The following is an 18,352-nucleotide window of genomic DNA, read 5'->3' as shown; positions in this document are numbered from 1 at the left end:
CCTGGAACCGGTAATTCCGGCAGCGCCTTTGGAGGTAAGCATCAGCACACCGGGCAGCACCCGCACCTGGGGAATGGACAGATCAGCTCCATAACCTGAGTCATGAACATCGCCGGTTCAGGTAGACCGAACCTATCATTTTATGGATAATGCACAGTGAGCTGCACCGAAATTGCCAATCGTATATTCCATGGCCCCGAAGGTTCATTACAACTTAGGCATCATAAAAGGGTTCTCTTGCTTCTCGCAACCAGTTAACACGTAAAACACATTCCCTTCCTCACTCTTCATCGTCACGATCCCTTTGCAGGTGTCAGTCTTCACTCCCTGTTTGGAGCCATAAGCATCCCTTGAGTTATCGTAAGTCGATTGAATAGCTGAGCCATCGTATATCAATTCCTGGATAATAGCCCCACCTTCAATGGTATACATCGTTACACGAACCTGATCCTGCTGTTTTTTCTTCACATTTTTCATAAATGTATTCCACGTATCTCCGTTCCGCATGCCTCCATGAAGCACAACCACATCCCCGCTCTGCTCCGCTTGCTCTGGATTATGGGGCTCAATAATTTCTGGAAAAGCTTGCGTAATCCCGGAAGCATCCGTTGTTGGATCATTTGTCTGACAGGCAGTTAACAGCATTAAAGCTAACGATAGGATAAGCATACTTTTTCTCATTCCATCACCTCATGTATGAAACGTTTCAATACTATCCTTTGTTGCATGATTATGCTTAATTTGTCATTTATCTGTAACTCCCTCGTTGTCCCAAACGTTTAGAATCATAGAAATGTATAAACAGGAACGAAAATTTTAGTGATTTATCATTCAACAGGGGGTTAATTTAATGACGTTAAAAACAATGCTTGGTGTAGCACTGGCTCTATCTGTACTCATATCCACCCATTCAGCCAATACAGCGGCTCTAGCTTCAACGAACGAACCGCAGTCAAACGGATTAGCCCATGAAATGGAGCGCTCCTTCCCAACATCTACATCTATTCTGCTCATTGCCCCAACTCAACATGAAGGTCGTTCCGCATACAACGGCAGCTTCACAATGGTTGCTTCGAACGGGACACATGCCAACATATCGATTGAAAACAACAGCAACCACACGGTATATGTGAAGATGTATGTCAATGAAGTAAGTGAACCTATGGAGACATCTATCAGCAGAAATAGGGATAAAACGATTAGTTTGCTTGCATTACAAGACACGAATATTAAATTGTACATTTATAGCCGGATAGGTCATCACTTAGATCTCTCAGTTGAAGCAGAGCAGTTTCATTGATGTTTTCTCTCACACCTACATACAAGAAAAACCCTTCACACAAGCGATTCAGATCCACGTTTCCATGAACTGATGCCTGCTTGAAGGGGTTTTACTTCCATCATACTTACTTATCGAAACGGAACCAGTCGAAGTCAAACTGACTTCCCGGCAAGAAGATAAAGATTACCTTTTGCACACCTGTCACTTGCTCAAGCTCAAACACCCGCTCCTCATATCCACTCGACTGTGTAAACTCAACCAACTGGTTGCTCTGTCCGTCTGCACCTGCGAAGCGAATATGAATCGTATTTTTATCAATCGGTGAATGACCGTAGATCACGAGCTTTGATGTACCTTCTGCCGTAAAGTCCATGTTTTCGAACTCCAGTGACACGTTGTTACCGATACCTTCAACACGGTCACCCTCAATTTTAAACGTATCTCCGTAGAGATGATCACAGGATGCAGCCGCATTTTGTTCAAAGGCCCGACTCTGGCGCTCAAAAGAGAACCCTTTAATATGAATCTTCTGCTTCAACACAAAACAGATCGACGTAATCCCACTCAAGCGTTTGGACAGCTGATACGTCTCTTCCTGGTACACATTCCATTTGGATTCCTTGTCATATACCACATCCGCGATCATTGTACTGCCCTCTTCGTCAGGCATGCCTTCCCAGATCTGAATAAAGTACTCTTCGCTCGACAATGCAAAGATCGGAATGGTGATCGTATCGGAACCATAGGGTCCGAAGTCAATATTACGGAAGCCTACATGCGTCTCCCCGTCGCGACTTGTCGCTACCCCACGTTCGTTGCCGTTACCTACATCACCTTTGGTGTAATCGTACAGTCCGCCCGTGATGAAGCCGTATGGATCTTTGTAGGCAGTACCGAGACCATCTGCTTTGAACTCCAACTGGGAGATGAGTTTCGTTTTATCCGTACCATTCGTACTGGTAGCGCGAAGTCGGAACGCCCCGTCACCTATAGCCGATACTTTCACCATATGTTGATTCTCTCCATTGCCATCCGTTCCCGCAGGAATGACTTCCACCTTGGCAATGTTGGATTCGATGCCGCCATCATTTACAGCAGCCCACTCGATGTCCCGATAGGACGTGTTCTCCGGATACAGCTTGACCGTTACGACCAGCTCCGGGTTGGCCGGATCGAGAAGCTGTCCTGATTCGCTAATGATCTCGATTTTCCGCAAAGGAATCTCCTGAGCGCTGCCCGTCAGCACCGGACGTTCTTCATTGACCATGAAGACTGATTGCACTTGTTTCTGACCATCGACATCCGTCGCATCCACAACCTGGACTTTATACTCAGCTGCGGCACCTTCCAATCCTTCGGAAGATACTTCGATCCGTACCGTTCCAGCCTCATCCGTTGCCCCGATAATGGCCATCAGTTTGCCGCTAAACAACCTTCTGCTGAGTCCTTTATATGGATCATAATCGGTGCTGTCCCCGTTATCCAGACCCAATAATCGCCCGGCACCGGACACCTGAACCTGCACGCGGTTGTTCGCATTGTGCACCGGATTAACCGCTTCATCTTCCACCGTAATTTCCACGAAAATGAGATCAGTACCGCTCGCCTGTAAATGCTCCCGATCCGCCTGCAGACGAATTTTCTTCGCATCCGTAAAGGAGCGCTGTACATCGGTTGCAATCACAACACCGTTCTCATCATAAGCGATCGCTTTCAGCTCACCCTCTTCATAGGGGACTTTCCACCAGCCGGATAGCTGTGTTCCATGGGCGTGATCAATATCGTAGGTGCCAATCGTCTCACCGTTGAGTTGCAGCTCAATCTTCGGCGCGTTGCTGCACACGCGTACATCAATGATCTGACCCGGATTGAAATCCCAGTAAGGGAACAGGTGAACCATCGGATTTTTCTTATAATCGGTCCATGCTGCCTGGTAGATGTAATATGCGTCTTTCGGGAACGTTGCCGTGTCTAGCTGTCCAAAATACGAATTCTTCGTATGATACGGTGTCGGTTCGCCAATATAGTCGAATCCGGTCCACAGGAACTGCCCCAATGAATACGGACGATCCCGCTCAGCCAAAATGCAATATTCAGCCGACTTCGCGCCCCAACTTGTCGTACTGTTCCCAAGCGCCGAGCACTGCTCGTCATCATCGGCCAGAATCGGCTGTTCGAACGGGAAGTGATAGATGCCTCGGCTTTGTACCACTGATGAGGTCTCACTGCCATAGATGATCCAGTCCGGGTGTTCTGCATGATGCTGATCATAGTATTTTTCCGCATAGTTGTAGCCTGCCAGCTTCACGATATCCGCACATTTCTGTGCATTTTCCCATGGCATGTAGTTCGAACCGATGGTCACGCCCGCATTGCCTTTTGGATCAAATTCCATTACATAATCCATCAGCATCCGAGTCACTTCCTGGCCGCGTTCATCCGCATGGGTATCATAGATTTCATTCCCGATGCTCCACATGATCAGACTGACGTGGTTACGGTCGCGTTTCACCCAGCTTTTCACGTCCGTATGCGCCCACTCCGGGAAGAACCTCGCATAGTCATATGGTGTTTTGGCACGTTCCCACATATCGAATGCTTCAGACACAACCAGCATACCCATCTCATCCGCGAGTTCCATGAACTCTTTGGCAGGCATATTATGCGCGGTGCGGATGGCGTTAACACCCATTTCTTTGAGCAAAACGAATCTTCTACGCAATGCCGTCAGGTTAAACGCAGCTCCCAGTGCCCCGAGATCGTGGTGTTCGCACACACCGTTCATCTTCGTGTGGACCCCGTTCAGATAGAAACCTTCACTCGGATCAAGTTTAACGTCCTTGAATCCAATACGTTGGGATAACGATTCGATGATCTCCTCGCTCTGACCTTCCGAGATCAGTCTCAGTTCGGTGACCAGCTCATACAGATGCGGGGCATCCGGGCTCCACAGGTTTGGATTCTCCACACTAAACTGTTGGCTATCTGTCGATGCAGACGCATTCTCACCTGCCGAAGTCGTAACATTCGCTTGGGTGGATGCCACCACTTGACCTTCATACCGGATCGTATGCACCAGCTCTGCCTGCTGATTCTGCTCCAGGTTCAGTTCCGTGTCCACTTCCACCTGCCAGCCATCCGGCTGCTTCTGAATCGATACATACGTTCCATCCGTCACAATATGGTTGCGGTCCCTCGTCTTCAGCCACACGTTACGATAGATTCCGGCCCCGGAATACCATCTGCTATTCGGGCTTTGATGCACCACTTTGACCACAATCTCATTGTCGCCTTCCACCAGTGCATTTGAGATCTCATGTTCAAAAGCAGAATAGCCATACTTCCACTCCCCAACCAGCTGCCCGTTCACATACACCGAAGAATCCATGTATACGCCATCAAAACAAAGCAATAGCTGCTGCTCATCCTTCGTGTAATGGAATGTCTTGCGGTACCATCCGATGCTGTCTTCATACAGTTCAAGCGTATTATATATCAGCCAATCATGGGGAAGCTCCACAGGTTCAAATACCAGACCCGCAGGTTCCGTAACATCCAGCTTGCTTTTCGCAAATTGCCATCCATCATTAAAAAGCCTCTTCTGATTCATGGTAGATTCTCACTTTCTTCAAGTAAATTATGATTACGGTTACAACAGTAGCTGTCGTTTTTTCCGAAAACCTTTTCGGTAATACACAACTATGACTATACCACATAACCCGATTATACCATCAGTCTCTTTCCTGTACCTCCATTCCATAAGATTTTTTAGCCAGATTGATGAACGTTTTATTCCCTCCAAGCACTGTAACTTTCGATGACTACATACCAAAAAGGCAACCCGTCAACCGGGTCACCTTCTCTGTTCTACATCTATCCCTTATCCCGCCACGCTTCTCTCTACACCCCTATACTAAATACTCAACCTCTTATCCCTTATAAAAAGGGTTCCACCCTATGCCTTTGCCCGATGGCATCGCACCTGGCACCCCGTCTGCTTCAAGCAGCGGACGGACAACCAACTTAACGGGCCACGCCTTGTTCTCGAATATCGTATGAGCAAGCGCGGCCCGGTCAGATTCGGGAAGCTGCACCTGCGTCAGCGCTTCCTTCCAAGCCTGCTCCGTGATCTCCCATAACTTCGTTTCCGGGATGTGATACACCTCGCTAAGTGCCTCCATGATCGCAGCCAGATTCACCTGCGTTCCCAAAGACTGCACATAAAAGATCAGCTTCTGGATCGTCTCGTTATAGAGGCTGTTCGAGTATCCCGGGCGAATATGATAAGCAGGATCTGCAATGCCATGTTTGTCCAGATAAGGCTGATGCAGACGCACGGAATCATGGTCGCGGAACAAGAGACCCTTTACCTGATTATCCTTTAACACCAGACAACAGTTCTGACCATGAATCTCAGGCACAACACCCACCTTGAACAGACGCATCACGATATCATAGAACGTAGTAGCTACGCTGGTATAGAATTCGAGGACATTCGCGCTACTCAGGTTATCCCCCAGAATCTCCGTTAATAGATGATGTCCATCCAGATTCACACCAAGTGCTGCCATGGGGATGACTTTGTAGGATTCATCCAACAATTCAGGAGGATACAAACGAATCTGTGCAGCCAGATGCCGGGGATAATCATCGAACAGTCCCATGGATTCTGGCATGAAGCCCCACCAGTTCTGCTCTTCACACATGTACACCTTGTCCTTTAACGTCTCGTCACAAGCAACGGCCTGTCTTAACATCTGTTCTCCAGCAAGACCATTCAACAGTTTGACTACCGGAAGATAACGAGCAGCCCCCAGTGACAGCACACTAACCGGTAACTTAAGCATCCTCGTGGATTCGGTTGACGGAGCCATCGAGCGCAGAGAGGATGTTGCCTGTACGTCGCCTACTTCTACATCCAATATGACAATACTGCCTGCCTTGATCTCTTCCGTGAAGCGAGGCAGAATCACATGATGCAATTGCCACGGATGAACAGGCATCGGCAGATATTCGTAGAGCGTGATCCCTTTTCGGGCAAACTCGGCTTCCACCACTCCGCGCTGAACATCGTCTAACACATCCAAAATGGACAGTCCATCTTCGCAACCTTGCTGCACGGCATCCAGCCGTATAGCCACCCAGCGCAACGGAATCGCCTTCCCGAATTCCGCTGCATACTGTGTTACATCTTCTCCATTGAACCCCACTTTGGCTTTGGATGATGGGTGAAATGGACGATCCCGCAATGCAGCAACACGTTCACCTTTGATAAACCACTCATAAGCAGACACCGGAACGTTGGCGGACAGGTACTGGACTTGTTCCCAGCCCAGAGCATACTGCTCTACAGCAATATCCAGACTAGCCAAGAACTCCGCCACTCCGGGTTGCCTATATTCTTCATCTGACAAAGCCCTCTGTAACACCGCACGTCCAACCTCTGCCGCAGAATCAAGGAGAACCCAGCTTCCATCTGCTTTCTCCTCGTAGATCGGTGAACCCTGAACCCACTGAGTCCCCTGTCTCACTCCTGTCTCAACCAGACACAGTACACCTTGCGTATGCAATCTGACATGAGAAGAACCATTCTGTACGTGCTCTTCGCCGTAATATCCCTTGTACAATCGTCTGAACGGTGCAGGTGCTGCGGTAAAATGAATGAACGAATAATCCTCCAGTGGGAGTAATTGCTCGGCCAAAAATGAATTCATCAGATCCGCCTTAATCCGGCGTTCAGCGGCTTGCAGACTGGAACGCTTCATCAGTGTTGACATGATTATTGTCCTCCGTTAGATAATGGAATGCCGGGTGCGGATGACCCAGAAAATCATGATGCGAGATGGTCCAGCAATAAGCTCCAGACTTTTCAAATAAAACAATGTCTCCCACACGCAAAAGTGCTACCTCCGCATCGGAATGCATGCGATCCTTGGGTGTGCATAGCTCCCCTACAATATGAACGCGACAATCCGTCACCTCTGGCCTGGCAAATGAATGCTTCCAACGCTCCGTTGTCATAATCTGAAACGGGTGGTTATGTCCCCATGAAGCAGGCAGACGATGATGATGCGTACCTCCCCTTAACACAGCAAAATGCTGATCATGAGAAGTTTTGATATCCGTAACTTCTGCTGCGTAATACCCGTGGTCTGCCACCAAAAGTCGGCCCGATTCAAAATACAACTCGCCTCCACGTGAAGCAAGGCGTTGTCTGGCTTCACTTTGCTCCAGCAGGGAAGTGAATAAGGGCCAGTCAAATCCCGGACTACCATCATACGTCACACCGAATCCTCCTCCTGCATTCACCACTTCCACAGGAAGACCATACTGGTGCTGCCACTGCTCTACCTTTTGCAAATACAGCTCAATCATCTCGGCGTGCAGCCTGGCGTCCATATTGTTGGACAAAGAGTGAAAATGGAACCCACTCAACCGAACCACACCCGCGCCTTCCACACGAATAAGTTCGATCGCTTCTTCCACCGACTCTTCATCGATTCCAAAAGGACTTGGCCCACCGCCCATGACAATCTTCGTCCGAGGTAACGTACTGCTTCGCAGATTAATTCGGAGCAGAATGCGAACCTCATGAGCTTGACCACGGTCATGCTCACTGTGGTGTTCATACGCGTCCTCCTGTGCCTGCTTCTGTCCTCGCATCTGCTTGCCTTCGTGCGCCTGCGCCTGATCCATCGCTCGCACTTTCGCAATAGCAATGATGCGCCGCAGCTCCAGCAGACTTTCCACATGGATGTAACTCACGCCATGCTCGATCGCCAACCGCAGTTCGCTCTCCTTCTTGCCTGGACCCCCGAACAGAATCGGAACCTCTCGACTTACAGCCCTTACCTTGAGCAGTTCTCCAATGGAAGCCACTTCAAAGCCCTTTACCAATGGAAGCAACGCCTCAATGATGCGTGGATCTGGATTCGCCTTGATAGCGTAGAACAACTGTGTATTCCTAGGCATGCTGCCCAGCATCTGACGTACCTGTTCCTGAATGCCAGCCAGATCATAGATATACGCACATACCGGGTCTTCCATCCCTCGTTGAAGTTCATCGATCGCCTGCCATACACTTGGTTTCATATCTGCCCACCCGCATTCCTGTAGTCATTCCGTTTTTGGATATATGCCCGAAATGCCGTATTCCGATCATCACCCAGCACGTATATATGTACTCCCCGCTCAGCCCAGAGCGCCATGTCTTCCACGCCTCTCGTGACTGTAGCATAAGGTACTTCGCACTCCTGCGCTGTAGCATGCAATTCATCCAGCGCACGTCTCACATCCGGGTGCTCGGTCTGCCATGGCACGCCGAGGGATTGCGACAGATCCGCCGCCCCTTCCAATACAAAACTCACCTGAGGATGAGACAGAATCTGTGCACTTTGCCGAACGCCCTCTGCACTTTCAATCATGGGGACAATCATCACTTGTTCGTTAGCTTCCCCAATGTATCCCGTAAGCGGATATTTTCCGAATACACCAGGACGACCACTATTCAGACTCCGCATGCCAACCGGATGATAGTAGGCGTATCGAACCGCTTCTTCCACCTGCTCCAGTTGCTCGACATGCGGAATAACGATGCCCTGTGCGCCACAGTCCAGCACTTTAAGAATCTCCGCTCGCTCTACCTTCGAGATACGTACCAGCGGAGTTAGACCTACCAGTTCCGCCGCCCGGATCAATTCCTCTACCGAATCCATCGATGTTGCGGCATGTTCCAGATCAATAATGACAAAGTCATATTCAGCATGTCCGATCATCTCGATGATGACTGGATGTGGTATGGATACAAAAAGGCCATACACCGGCTGTTTGCGTGCAATTTTTTCCTTCAACGTATTAATTCTCATTCGATAATTCCCTTTAATTCGAGCGTTCCCTGTGATTCCAGTGCATCCTTCGATACCTTGAGCGGATTGCTCGCCTTACGGAAATACAACTCCCCATCCCCATACAGACGGCGCTTGGTCATCTCTTCGATCAGTGCATCTTCGGCAAAAAGGTCAAATGCCACAAACCGTTCTGCGTATTCCGGGTGCTGCTTCTGATAATCTACAATTACACCTGCGCACAGCTGCCAGAAGGCTTCCTCGGACAACCCGAACTGCTCCAAAGCAAGTGCAATATCCGTCATGCAGATAAAGAAGAATGCGTCATACGTATAGTCCCGGACTTCCGACACATCTCCCGCATAGATGAAGGAATACCGATTGAACTTGCGATGAGTTTCCGGCTCGGGGTTCAACTTCGGTGCCCGTTCCGGGTGCAACAGTTGATCTGGTACATAGCGAACACCATCATGCAGATCCTTGATCATGATTCGTTTCGGCAGATCGTCTTCCAGTACCAAAATGATATTCTGAGCATGAGATTCCAGTGCAATCCCGTGTGCATAGAGCAGATGGATAATCGGCAGTGTAACTGTGCGAACAAGGGCCTCGCTCCACTTTTCCACACCATGTCGTTCGACAGCATTCTGGATAAATGGAACACCATCCGGTTGTACCAACATCAGCGCATTCAGCGGCCACGCCGTCTCACCTTGCTTCAGGTGTACCGATACATTCTCCCGCCAGATGGCTCCGAGTGTGCCGTAGGCCCGTCCATACTGCGTTGCAGGTAACTGCTCATAACGGAACGACAGTCCCATGATTTCTTTTAAAATGCCAAACTGCGCCCGCTGCAACAGCTCATCTTCACGAACGAGATTATCCAGCCAATCGCTGATCAACGGTGCGTTCTGGGTTGTATGCTGTGCCAGAATACGTGTGCTCGACGTGTTGGTAATACTGAGAGCCAGCTTAATGTAAGGAGCTTCCGAGTTCACCCGGTTCGACAGCGAACGGATTGACTGCTGTGCACGATAGGGCGAAGACGATGGCCCGAGATATACAATATCTCCATCCATCAGTTGACGGGCATATACCGACTCCAATTGGTGCTCCCATTGCCATGGATGAACCGGAATGAACACATATGAATCATCCGCGTCAGAACCTATTTCCCCATCAGCTTTGCTACCTTCTCTGCCCGGGCTACGGACTGTTTCACCTTTTTCAAGAACTGCCCCATGAAGCTTCGCTAGGCTTGTCTCTCCAACGCCCTCACGAACTTCGGTACTGCTCCCCAACTGATCTACACCCACCACATATAAGTTGACCGTCTCACCTATGCCCGTTCGATCTTCTTGTTGCAGGATCTGTTGAAATCGCTGCATATCCTCCGCTGTCAGATGTTGCCTTACCAATTCTTCAGAACTATAGCCCGCGGATACAGCGGTCTGAGCAAGTTCTTTTTTCACAGCCACCCAGATTAATGCAACTTCAGAGTTAAACTCAGGGCCATAGGCCAGATTGTCTTTCAGAGAAAACCCCAACCGCGACTTATAACTCGGGTGATACAGATGACCGTCGGTCATGTGACTTTCGAGCGCATCATAATGCCGATCTTCTAACGGAATGTTCAAGGGCAATATCGCCCGGCACTGGCTGTCTTTTGCCATCGTTTCGAGCAGTTCCTGAATAAAAGCCGTCACATTTGCACCCTTCAATGCGTTCAGCACGATTTCCTCCAAAAACAGATCCAGATCGGTGCAGAGTACGCCTTCCCTTTGAATCGAACCCTTCTTCACCTTCACCCGGCCAAATGAAAACTTCCGCTCCGCTTCACACTTGTACACTACAGAATCGCCAGAAGATGTAAGGCCGCTGGTTCGCCACTCACTCCCATGTACATCACTGTCCAAAATGCCTTCGAACCACATTGCCTCCAACGTCTGACGCATGATCCGTTCCTGTACATTCACGTATATCGCTTCTGTCCTGCCGCCTGCTTCAGCCCTGTATCCCACAACTCCCACGCACTTCACTCCCTATTCGTTTCATTGGATTGCTCACCGGCACGTAGGCCGGAGTCTGGCTGATCCCTCTTAGACAACTCACCAGATTTTGTTTGGCCAGGAATGCTTCCGTCGTTAGCAGATGTTGCACATATTCATTGCCCGTTTGTTCCAGTTCCTCCACAAGTGCATCACGTACCTGCTTCCAGAAATGCTCCTCCGGGACGTTCACATCTCGCGCCAGGACATGAATCAGAGACCCCAGATGATTGACGATAAAATAGTACGATGTCCGCGCCCAGGCTTTCTCTCGCGAGTAAAATAATAAATCGGACGCAGCATGATCCTGCTCACTTATAAGTTCCTCATCCACACTGACCCCTTCCAGATCGCGGACGATAAAACCCACAGGCATGCCATCCTTTAAGGTCACAAGGGTATTCTGCAAATGGGCTTCAAAATGAATGCCTTTCTCACCCGTCGCCCTTACAATCGGTAGCAGCGAACATGCCAGATAACGATCCAGCCAACGCTCAGCTATGTCACGTCCACCACCCAGCATCGTCACCAACCTGGAACGCAACCCCGGAAGTGGTGCCTCAACCAGACTGGATAGTACATACGTATTGGCAGGGTCGAACTCAATGGGTCGATAAGCTATCGTAAACAGACTCGTTAACTCTTCATCTTCAAAAGCACAAGTCGCTACACCTGTCTCATACGCAATATAGGTATTCGGTTCAGCACCGAAGCAGTCATGCTGGCTGACGTATTTGGAGGCATCCAGTGTTCTGCGCATCTGCTCAGCACTATTGGTGCGAATCATGTTGGTAATCTGCATGTTCAGTGACAACTTGATATTACAGTTCCATGCCGGAACATAGACCGTACGGACCGAAGACGTTGGATAGACGGTTGGCCCCGCACTGCCAAGCAGAATTAATTTTTCATCTTGAAAATAGTGCTGTATCTCGGCCAACCGTGATATGTATGCGTATTGCCATGGATGGACGGGCAGCAGCCCATACATTTCACTCTTTTCTTTTAAAATCGGCTGCACATGGCTCCGCAAGAGTTCATGCAAATCCATCATTGCCTCGTCATCCACCCATTCTTGCATATAGACATCCTGCCTCACGGCGATATAACAGAGTTGAAACGATGTGCGCAGCTCCGGACTGTACTTCTGAACTTCCTGCTCGCTGAAGCCTTTGGAATTCTTCGGAAAAGGGTGAAACGGATGACCAACCAACAGTGACTGTTCCGATGTCCGATAGTCACGGATGTCGAGACCGGCTGCTTGTTCGATATACAACGTAAGGTTACCCACACTGTTATCTACCTTTTGTGCAAAATCTCTGGCATACGCCACCTCGACACGATTCGTACTCTCACCCAATGGCTGTGCAATATCCACCTTAACCGAGCTCTTCATTTCCACCGCACTCTTCAACATTCCATGTTGACCCGAATTCGCTCCCTGTTCCCCATCTCCAATTAGCTCAGATGTGATCCAGCGAACCAGATTGCGATAATGCACCGTTTCCCCGCCAGATTCCATGCTGAGGTATTCATGCTCCCCCATCGCAGAGTAATAGGATAGTTGTCCTGTCACCTTCACCCCGCTGGCTTGAAAAGCAACGGCGTACGTCAGCGTATTCGGATTGATTCGAATATCGTCTGCCTTCTCTAACGCAAGCTCACGGATGTAACAGTTCAGCAGAAGCTTGCACGAATGTTCATGGGCCTGCTGCTCAGCCTCAGACCGGAGCTTGTTTTCCATCTCGAACAATGATGCCAACCTTCTTTCGGGTTATAAGTAAGACCAGGGGAAGTGTAAGCAGTATGGCGCAGCCAAGGCCGATACAGATCTCTTTGAGCGCTCCCCATTTTGCCATCTCCATAGACGTTCCTGCCCCGGCAAGCCATTGCCAGCGCATATCGTAATACAGGGTCATACCCATCACCGCAAACGAAGAAGCCAGCCGCTCAATCGTGGTCGATAACACCGACCCTTCGTGCATGTCTTCGTCCGGTAATGCTTGCAGACCAATCGCAGAGATACTCATGCCTGACAGGCCAACGCCAATTCCACGGCACGCCATGAGCATACCGATGATCCAGATCGATGCTCCCATGGGCAGAAAGGCAAACGACAAGATCGATATCGACACCAGCAACGTGCCCCATGCAATAAAATGGATGGACCGACCGCGATCCAGCAGACTGCCTCCGATCCACATGAACAGACTTGTGCAGATCGACAAGGGTATGAACAACGCACCGGACAAGGCCGGCGACAGGTGGAAAACATCCTGGAACAATAATGGCAATGCAAAGATCACACCAAACATGACACAATCCTGAATGGTCGAGATCAGCACGGTCAGTGGAAAGACGGCATTACGCCGCAGCAACTGGTAACGTATCAGTGGTTCCTTGCGACCGTTCTCGGTCTGGACAAAACGAATAAGTAACACCATACCAAGCGAAATCAGCAGCCAAGGTACCCATACCGCTACCACAGGACTCGCATACAACTGTACGCCCAGACTAAGGGCACCTACCGCGCAGATCAGCAGTATGACACTGGTTGGATGCCATCGTTTCCTACGGGCGGGAATATAAGTCTGAATGACTCGACCGCACCCGATGAACGAGAATACAGCCAGCGGCACATTCAGCCAGAACAGCATTTCAAGCCGTCCATACTGAATGATGAAGCCGCCCAGCGTTGGCCCAGCCGCAGGAGCCAGCATAAGCAGCAAGCCCCACGCTCCTGTAATTCGTCCCCTTACCTCCGGTCCGTAGACATCAAACAACAAAACAAGCGATAACGGAATCATCAGTCCCGCGGCAACCCCATGCATGAAACGGACAAGCAGCAATACCTCAATAGAGTGATAAAATAGTGCACCTGCCACCGAGAACAATCCGTATAAACTGATGCCCAACATATACGTCTGCTTACGGCCCAATCGGTCTACGATTAAGGAAGCCAGCGGCATCGTTAACGTCATGGCCAGCATGTAGAGGGCGATGATCCATCCGCCTGCTGTCGTAGAGATCTGATAATATTGCACAAAATAAGGCAGCAGCAGGTTGAATGCACTGTTGGTCAGTACCAGCGAAAAAGCACCAAGCAGAATCGCGAGTAATACGGCGTGCCTCTTCATCAGGGACAGCTTCAGCATGCAGCCGTTGCTAAGGCAATCGCTTCAGCTACCGATTTCTCAAAGATCGCCAGGATCGCGCCCGATTCTTGCTCCGTAATATTCAGTGGCGGCAGAAAACGAACAACCGCTGAATGACGCCCGCCCAGTTCCACAATTAAACCATTCTTGAAACATTCACGTTGAATAGACTCAGCAAGTGCACCATTAGGCAGATAATGTCCCAGACGATCCTTGCGTCCTGCCGGATTAACCACCTCAACGCCAATCATCAACCCTCTGCCACGCACATCACCAATCTCAGCATGTCGCTCTTTCAATGCATTCAGTTGATTCATGAACTGCTCACTGCGCAGATGTACGTTTTGTAGAACATTCTGTTCCCGGATATAACGAAGTGTGGCAAGTCCCGCAGCCATGGCCAGCTGATTGCCACGGAACGTTCCCGTGTGTGCACCAGGCTGCCATTGGTCCAGCTCTTCCTTATAGATGACGACAGACATGGGCAGACTTCCGCCAACTGCTTTGGAGCAGATGATTACATCGGGTATAATTCCGGCATGTTCAAATGAAAACATACGGCCTGTGCGTCCGATGCCTGTCTGCACTTCGTCGATAATGAGTGGAATGCTTCGCTCTGCTGTGATTCGGCGCAGCTCCTTCAGCCATTCAATGTCTGCCGGAATCGCCCCTCCTTCGCCCTGCACCGTCTCCACAATGACTCCGCACGGTGCGGCAATACCACTCTCGCAATCATCGAGCAAGTTCTCGATATACTGTGCACTTAACCGGGCCGTCATGCCCTCACCAACACCAAATGGGCAGCGGTATTCATAAGGAAACGGCAGGAAATGTACATCGGGCAGCAGGCTTTGCAGATGTTGTTTCTTGCTCAGGTTGCCACTCATCGACATGGTTGCTTGGGTCGAACCGTGATAACCGCCTTGAAAGGCAAGAATGGACCTGCCACCTGTAGCATGTTTAACCAGCTTAATGGCTGCTTCTACGGCATCCGCTCCGGTTGGACCACAGAACTGGATTTTGGCCTTGTTCTGCATCTCTGCTGGAAGAATGGAGAACAGTTCTTGCATATATGAAAGCTTCAGCGGCGTTGCCAAATCCAGTGTATGTAGCGGAATCTGTTGATCCAGGACATCGCGAATGGCGTTGACCACCGTGTCATGGTTATGCCCCAGCGCCAATGTTCCTGCACCAGCCAGGCAATCGTAGAATACGCGGCCTTCCGTATCCGTAACCTTCACCCCATGGGCTTTGCTAATTACAAGCGGGAAATGTCTGGGGTACGATCTTGCATTGGATTCCTTCTCATTTTGCATCTTCAGATATTCCGTCTGCACTTCTACTGACATAGCCCTTTAACGCTCCTTATGATCGATTCAGGCTGAACCTGCTGCCTGTGATTCTTGTTCTGCACTATTCATATATGGCAAGGTGTCTTGGTTCAAAAACAGGTAAGGTCCGAAGTTCAGATGATGGTACCGTCATCTGATATCCTTTATATATTGTCATCTATACGTTGTTATAAGTTATACGACTTATGTTCACTTTGTTCCTGACACAAGTACTCCAAATATAACCGAACCACATCACGAGTTGTCCCCCCATGGGGAAAGACGTGGTGTGTCAGATCTGGCAAGGCGTTCACTTCCAGAATGCCCCCCTCTTCTCTGGAGATCGGCGTGCGGATATCACGACAACGAACATCGACCCCTGCTACATCAATCTGGAGAGTTTTGGCCGCCTGAATGATCATTCGCGCATTCACGGGATGAATGTTTTCGGTACAATCCTTGTAGAATTCACTGATTTTTCCGGCGGCTGAGTTACGGAGATCATATAGCTCGATTTCTTCACCAGCAGCAGGAACTTCATCCAGAGCTGTCCCTTGTACATACAATACCTCCAGCAGTCGTTCCGTTTCTGCATCCACCTGGGGAAACGCTTCATACTCGCCAATGGACGTCATCTTCATTCGTTCCTGATTCAACTGCTCAATTAATGCTCGAACGGTTGAAGTTCCGTCTCCCTCGACATAGACAGGTCGATACTCATTTACAGCCGCCACTTCACCGTTAATGATTAACACTCTGTAATCAATTCCGGTTATATATTGCTGCAACATAATACTGCTACCGTGGACACTCGCAAGATGAATGGCTGCCTCCAGTTCCTCTTCGGTACGCACATCCAGCGTTACTCCCACGCTGCTGCTCGCATCCAGCGGCTTCACCACAATGGAGCCGTATCTATTCAGAAAATCTGCTGCATCACTCCCCATCTCCGAGATTACGATAAAGGAAGGTACAGGCATGCCCTGTTCATGCAGCAGCATATTACATGCCTGCTTGTTCTTCGCGAGCAGTCCGGCGATTAATGGCAGACGATGGGATCTGGTTTTGTTAATGATGATCTGCTTGTCCCCTACAGACAGCTTCAGAAAATCTTCGCATCCCTCGAGAAGTGGCTCACAGGTGATCCCCATTTCCCTGGCTTTGCTTATAATGAGTCGGTTTTGCAGATTATGAATCCCTTTCGGAAACACTGAAAATCCTCCTCGATCGAATGAAGGTACTCGCTCATACGTTCATCAATATTTATTGTGATTTATATTGATAATGATTATCAATATCATACAAAATCTATTTTATGGCAATTCGTTCTTTGTTGTCAATAATAAACTTTTAAGGAAAAATAAGATTGAATTTAACATGAGTTTATGTAGGCGTGGTTTTGTTACATCGAATAACAGGTACAATAAAATGCGGCAATCTCTGGATCAGATAAAACCAAGAGTTTGCCTGTTCCTGTTATCTGCATTGAACGTAGAAGCGTTGACGAGGAGGGTTAGAAATAGGGATATAGCTTGAATCATTCGTCGAATCAATTGAAGTAATCATGGAACACGTAGTGAAATACTTAATGGTTTAAATTGAGACAGGTCGGACAGTGGACCGACCGGAACTCCATCTGGAAAACCTTCTGGACCATGTCCTGTGTAACGGGATCTTCCGGTTTCCCTTCTGCGTAGATGGACTTGTTGTGAACAGCCACAATGTGATGTAACCCGTCTCCCTTTTTTCTACAAATGATATTGAATCTCATTATCAACTGAATTGTAATAGAGATGAAATCATTATACAAGCATTTATTTGGAAAAAATTTTCATTCTACTTCAAACCATATCACCTCCGAAATCAACGATACAATCCAATTCCACATCAACCATATATGTATTTTTTTTCCTTCTTACTTAACATACAAAATTCTCTTCTTACTTTTAGCTTCATCTAGTGCATGTCCTTTTTGCTGGTGAAACATTATTCATTCATATGTATTCAACCAAAGGTTTTACTGTAAAACAATTCCTGTAATTTCTTGTCGCACTATGTTAGATTATCCATTGGAATAAAATCACATCTATAGACAGGGGATATTAACACGTGAAGAAATCATGGGTATTATCAATCATTATGAGTTTTGTTTTGCTAGGCGGGGTGTTCGCACCTGCAGGGTCCTATGCAGCTGCGGATAACTCAACCACTACATATTCGGAAGACGAATACTATGAAGAAGTTGATACGTCCGAACAAGAACCGATTCCTACAGTCGAAGAAGAAGATTTCCTGAACTACCTGGATCAGTTGGATACCGCGTCGGTATATGAGGAGAAAGCCTTCAATGCTTTGGGAGGTGGATTTTACATTACATCATCCAATCGCAAGTCCGTTTATCTGAAACTGACCAACACAGCAGTTCCTAACTACACCAAATATGTATCCAAGCTGAAGCTGATTAAACCGCAAAATGCGGAATTGCAAAAAATCCATGCCAACCTGATCAAAGGTAGCTATACACAGCTGGAAGGATTCCAGCTCGCTAAAAAAGCGGTCTCCAAAACAACGGTAAACAGTGCTGTCCTGAAACAAGCCAATGCGAAAATTGATGCCGGCAAGAAAAATATCGAGAAGTTTCACAAAGAACTGTCTGCTTATGCCAATAAACTTGGATTTGATTTTTAAAAAA

General features: G+C 48.6%; 12 protein-coding genes. 2 read left to right on the top strand and 10 right to left on the bottom strand.

Annotation, left to right across the window (positions count from 1 at the left end; translation table 11 throughout):
* Positions 1-207 precede the first annotated feature (207 nt).
* The gene (locus NKT06_RS04920; protein ID WP_253430744.1) at positions 208-681 is read right to left on the bottom strand and encodes a DUF4362 domain-containing protein; all 474 of its coding nucleotides are present in this window, start codon (positions 679-681) and stop codon (positions 208-210) included.
* A gap of 169 nt (positions 682-850) precedes the next feature.
* On the opposite strand from NKT06_RS04920, the gene NKT06_RS04915 reads away from it, so the two are divergent.
* Positions 851-1,300 (top strand): hypothetical protein, encoded by a 450-nt coding sequence (locus NKT06_RS04915; protein WP_253430742.1) that lies wholly within the window; start codon positions 851-853, stop codon positions 1,298-1,300.
* 106 nt (positions 1,301-1,406) lie between these two features.
* Here NKT06_RS04915 and NKT06_RS04910 read toward each other — a convergent pair whose 3' ends face one another.
* The 9 genes from NKT06_RS04910 to NKT06_RS04870 form a co-directional block, all read right to left on the bottom strand.
* The gene (locus NKT06_RS04910; protein WP_253430740.1) at positions 1,407-4,892 is read right to left on the bottom strand and encodes a glycoside hydrolase family 2 TIM barrel-domain containing protein; all 3,486 of its coding nucleotides are present in this window, start codon (positions 4,890-4,892) and stop codon (positions 1,407-1,409) included.
* Between the two features lie 319 nt (positions 4,893-5,211).
* The gene (locus tag NKT06_RS04905) at positions 5,212-7,059 is read right to left on the bottom strand and encodes an IucA/IucC family protein (protein ID WP_253430737.1); all 1,848 of its coding nucleotides are present in this window, start codon (positions 7,057-7,059) and stop codon (positions 5,212-5,214) included.
* Positions 7,019-8,374, bottom strand: coding sequence for a type III PLP-dependent enzyme (locus tag NKT06_RS04900; RefSeq protein ID WP_253430734.1), 1,356 nt, complete (start codon positions 8,372-8,374; stop codon positions 7,019-7,021). The genes NKT06_RS04905 and NKT06_RS04900 overlap by 41 nt, the downstream gene beginning before the upstream one ends.
* Positions 8,371-9,147 (bottom strand): HpcH/HpaI aldolase family protein, encoded by a 777-nt coding sequence (locus NKT06_RS04895; RefSeq protein WP_253430732.1) that lies wholly within the window; start codon positions 9,145-9,147, stop codon positions 8,371-8,373. Before NKT06_RS04895 ends, NKT06_RS04900 begins: the two co-directional genes overlap by 4 nt.
* Positions 9,144-11,156, bottom strand: coding sequence for an IucA/IucC family protein (locus NKT06_RS04890; RefSeq protein WP_253430720.1), 2,013 nt, complete (start codon positions 11,154-11,156; stop codon positions 9,144-9,146). Before NKT06_RS04890 ends, NKT06_RS04895 begins: the two co-directional genes overlap by 4 nt.
* Entirely contained in the window at positions 11,131-12,918 is a 1,788-nt protein-coding gene (locus tag NKT06_RS04885; protein WP_253442388.1) for an IucA/IucC family protein, read from the bottom strand. Before NKT06_RS04885 ends, NKT06_RS04890 begins: the two co-directional genes overlap by 26 nt.
* Positions 12,896-14,329, bottom strand: coding sequence for an MFS transporter (locus NKT06_RS04880; RefSeq protein ID WP_253430718.1), 1,434 nt, complete (start codon positions 14,327-14,329; stop codon positions 12,896-12,898). The genes NKT06_RS04885 and NKT06_RS04880 overlap by 23 nt, the downstream gene beginning before the upstream one ends.
* Entirely contained in the window at positions 14,323-15,678 is a 1,356-nt protein-coding gene (locus NKT06_RS04875) for a diaminobutyrate--2-oxoglutarate transaminase (protein WP_253430716.1), read from the bottom strand. Before NKT06_RS04875 ends, NKT06_RS04880 begins: the two co-directional genes overlap by 7 nt.
* Before the next feature lie 170 nt (positions 15,679-15,848).
* Positions 15,849-16,871, bottom strand: coding sequence for an ATP-grasp domain-containing protein (locus tag NKT06_RS04870; RefSeq protein WP_253430713.1), 1,023 nt, complete (start codon positions 16,869-16,871; stop codon positions 15,849-15,851).
* Positions 16,872-17,769: 898 nt separating this feature from the next.
* Between NKT06_RS04870 and NKT06_RS04865 the strand changes: the two genes are divergently transcribed.
* Positions 17,770-18,348 carry a hypothetical protein gene (locus NKT06_RS04865; protein WP_253430711.1) on the top strand — a complete coding sequence of 193 codons (579 nt, stop codon included), beginning with the start codon at positions 17,770-17,772 and terminating at the stop codon, positions 18,346-18,348.
* The last annotated feature ends 4 nt before the right edge of the window (positions 18,349-18,352 follow it).

This window comes from Paenibacillus sp. 1781tsa1 (assembly GCF_024159265.1).
Lineage (GTDB): Bacteria > Bacillota > Bacilli > Paenibacillales > Paenibacillaceae > Paenibacillus.
This window is presented reverse-complemented; position numbering and strand designations above follow the sequence as displayed.

What these genes read in the sequence shown, in the direction of transcription:
- NKT06_RS04900 (WP_253430734.1), bottom strand. Translation starts at nt 8,374, where the DNA reads ATGAAACCAAGTGTATGGCAGGCGATCGATGAACTTCAACGAGGGATG.
- NKT06_RS04920 (WP_253430744.1), bottom strand. Translation starts at nt 681, where the DNA reads ATGAGAAAAAGTATGCTTATCCTATCGTTAGCTTTAATGCTGTTAACT.
- NKT06_RS04895 (WP_253430732.1), bottom strand. Translation starts at nt 9,147, where the DNA reads ATGAGAATTAATACGTTGAAGGAAAAAATTGCACGCAAACAGCCGGTG.
- NKT06_RS04915 (WP_253430742.1), top strand. Translation starts at nt 851, where the DNA reads ATGACGTTAAAAACAATGCTTGGTGTAGCACTGGCTCTATCTGTACTC.
- NKT06_RS04875 (WP_253430716.1), bottom strand. Translation starts at nt 15,678, where the DNA reads ATGTCAGTAGAAGTGCAGACGGAATATCTGAAGATGCAAAATGAGAAG.
- NKT06_RS04905 (WP_253430737.1), bottom strand. Translation starts at nt 7,059, where the DNA reads ATGTCAACACTGATGAAGCGTTCCAGTCTGCAAGCCGCTGAACGCCGG.
- NKT06_RS04910 (WP_253430740.1), bottom strand. Translation starts at nt 4,892, where the DNA reads ATGAATCAGAAGAGGCTTTTTAATGATGGATGGCAATTTGCGAAAAGC.
- NKT06_RS04885 (WP_253442388.1), bottom strand. Translation starts at nt 12,918, where the DNA reads ATGGAAAACAAGCTCCGGTCTGAGGCTGAGCAGCAGGCCCATGAACAT.
- NKT06_RS04880 (WP_253430718.1), bottom strand. Translation starts at nt 14,329, where the DNA reads ATGCTGAAGCTGTCCCTGATGAAGAGGCACGCCGTATTACTCGCGATT.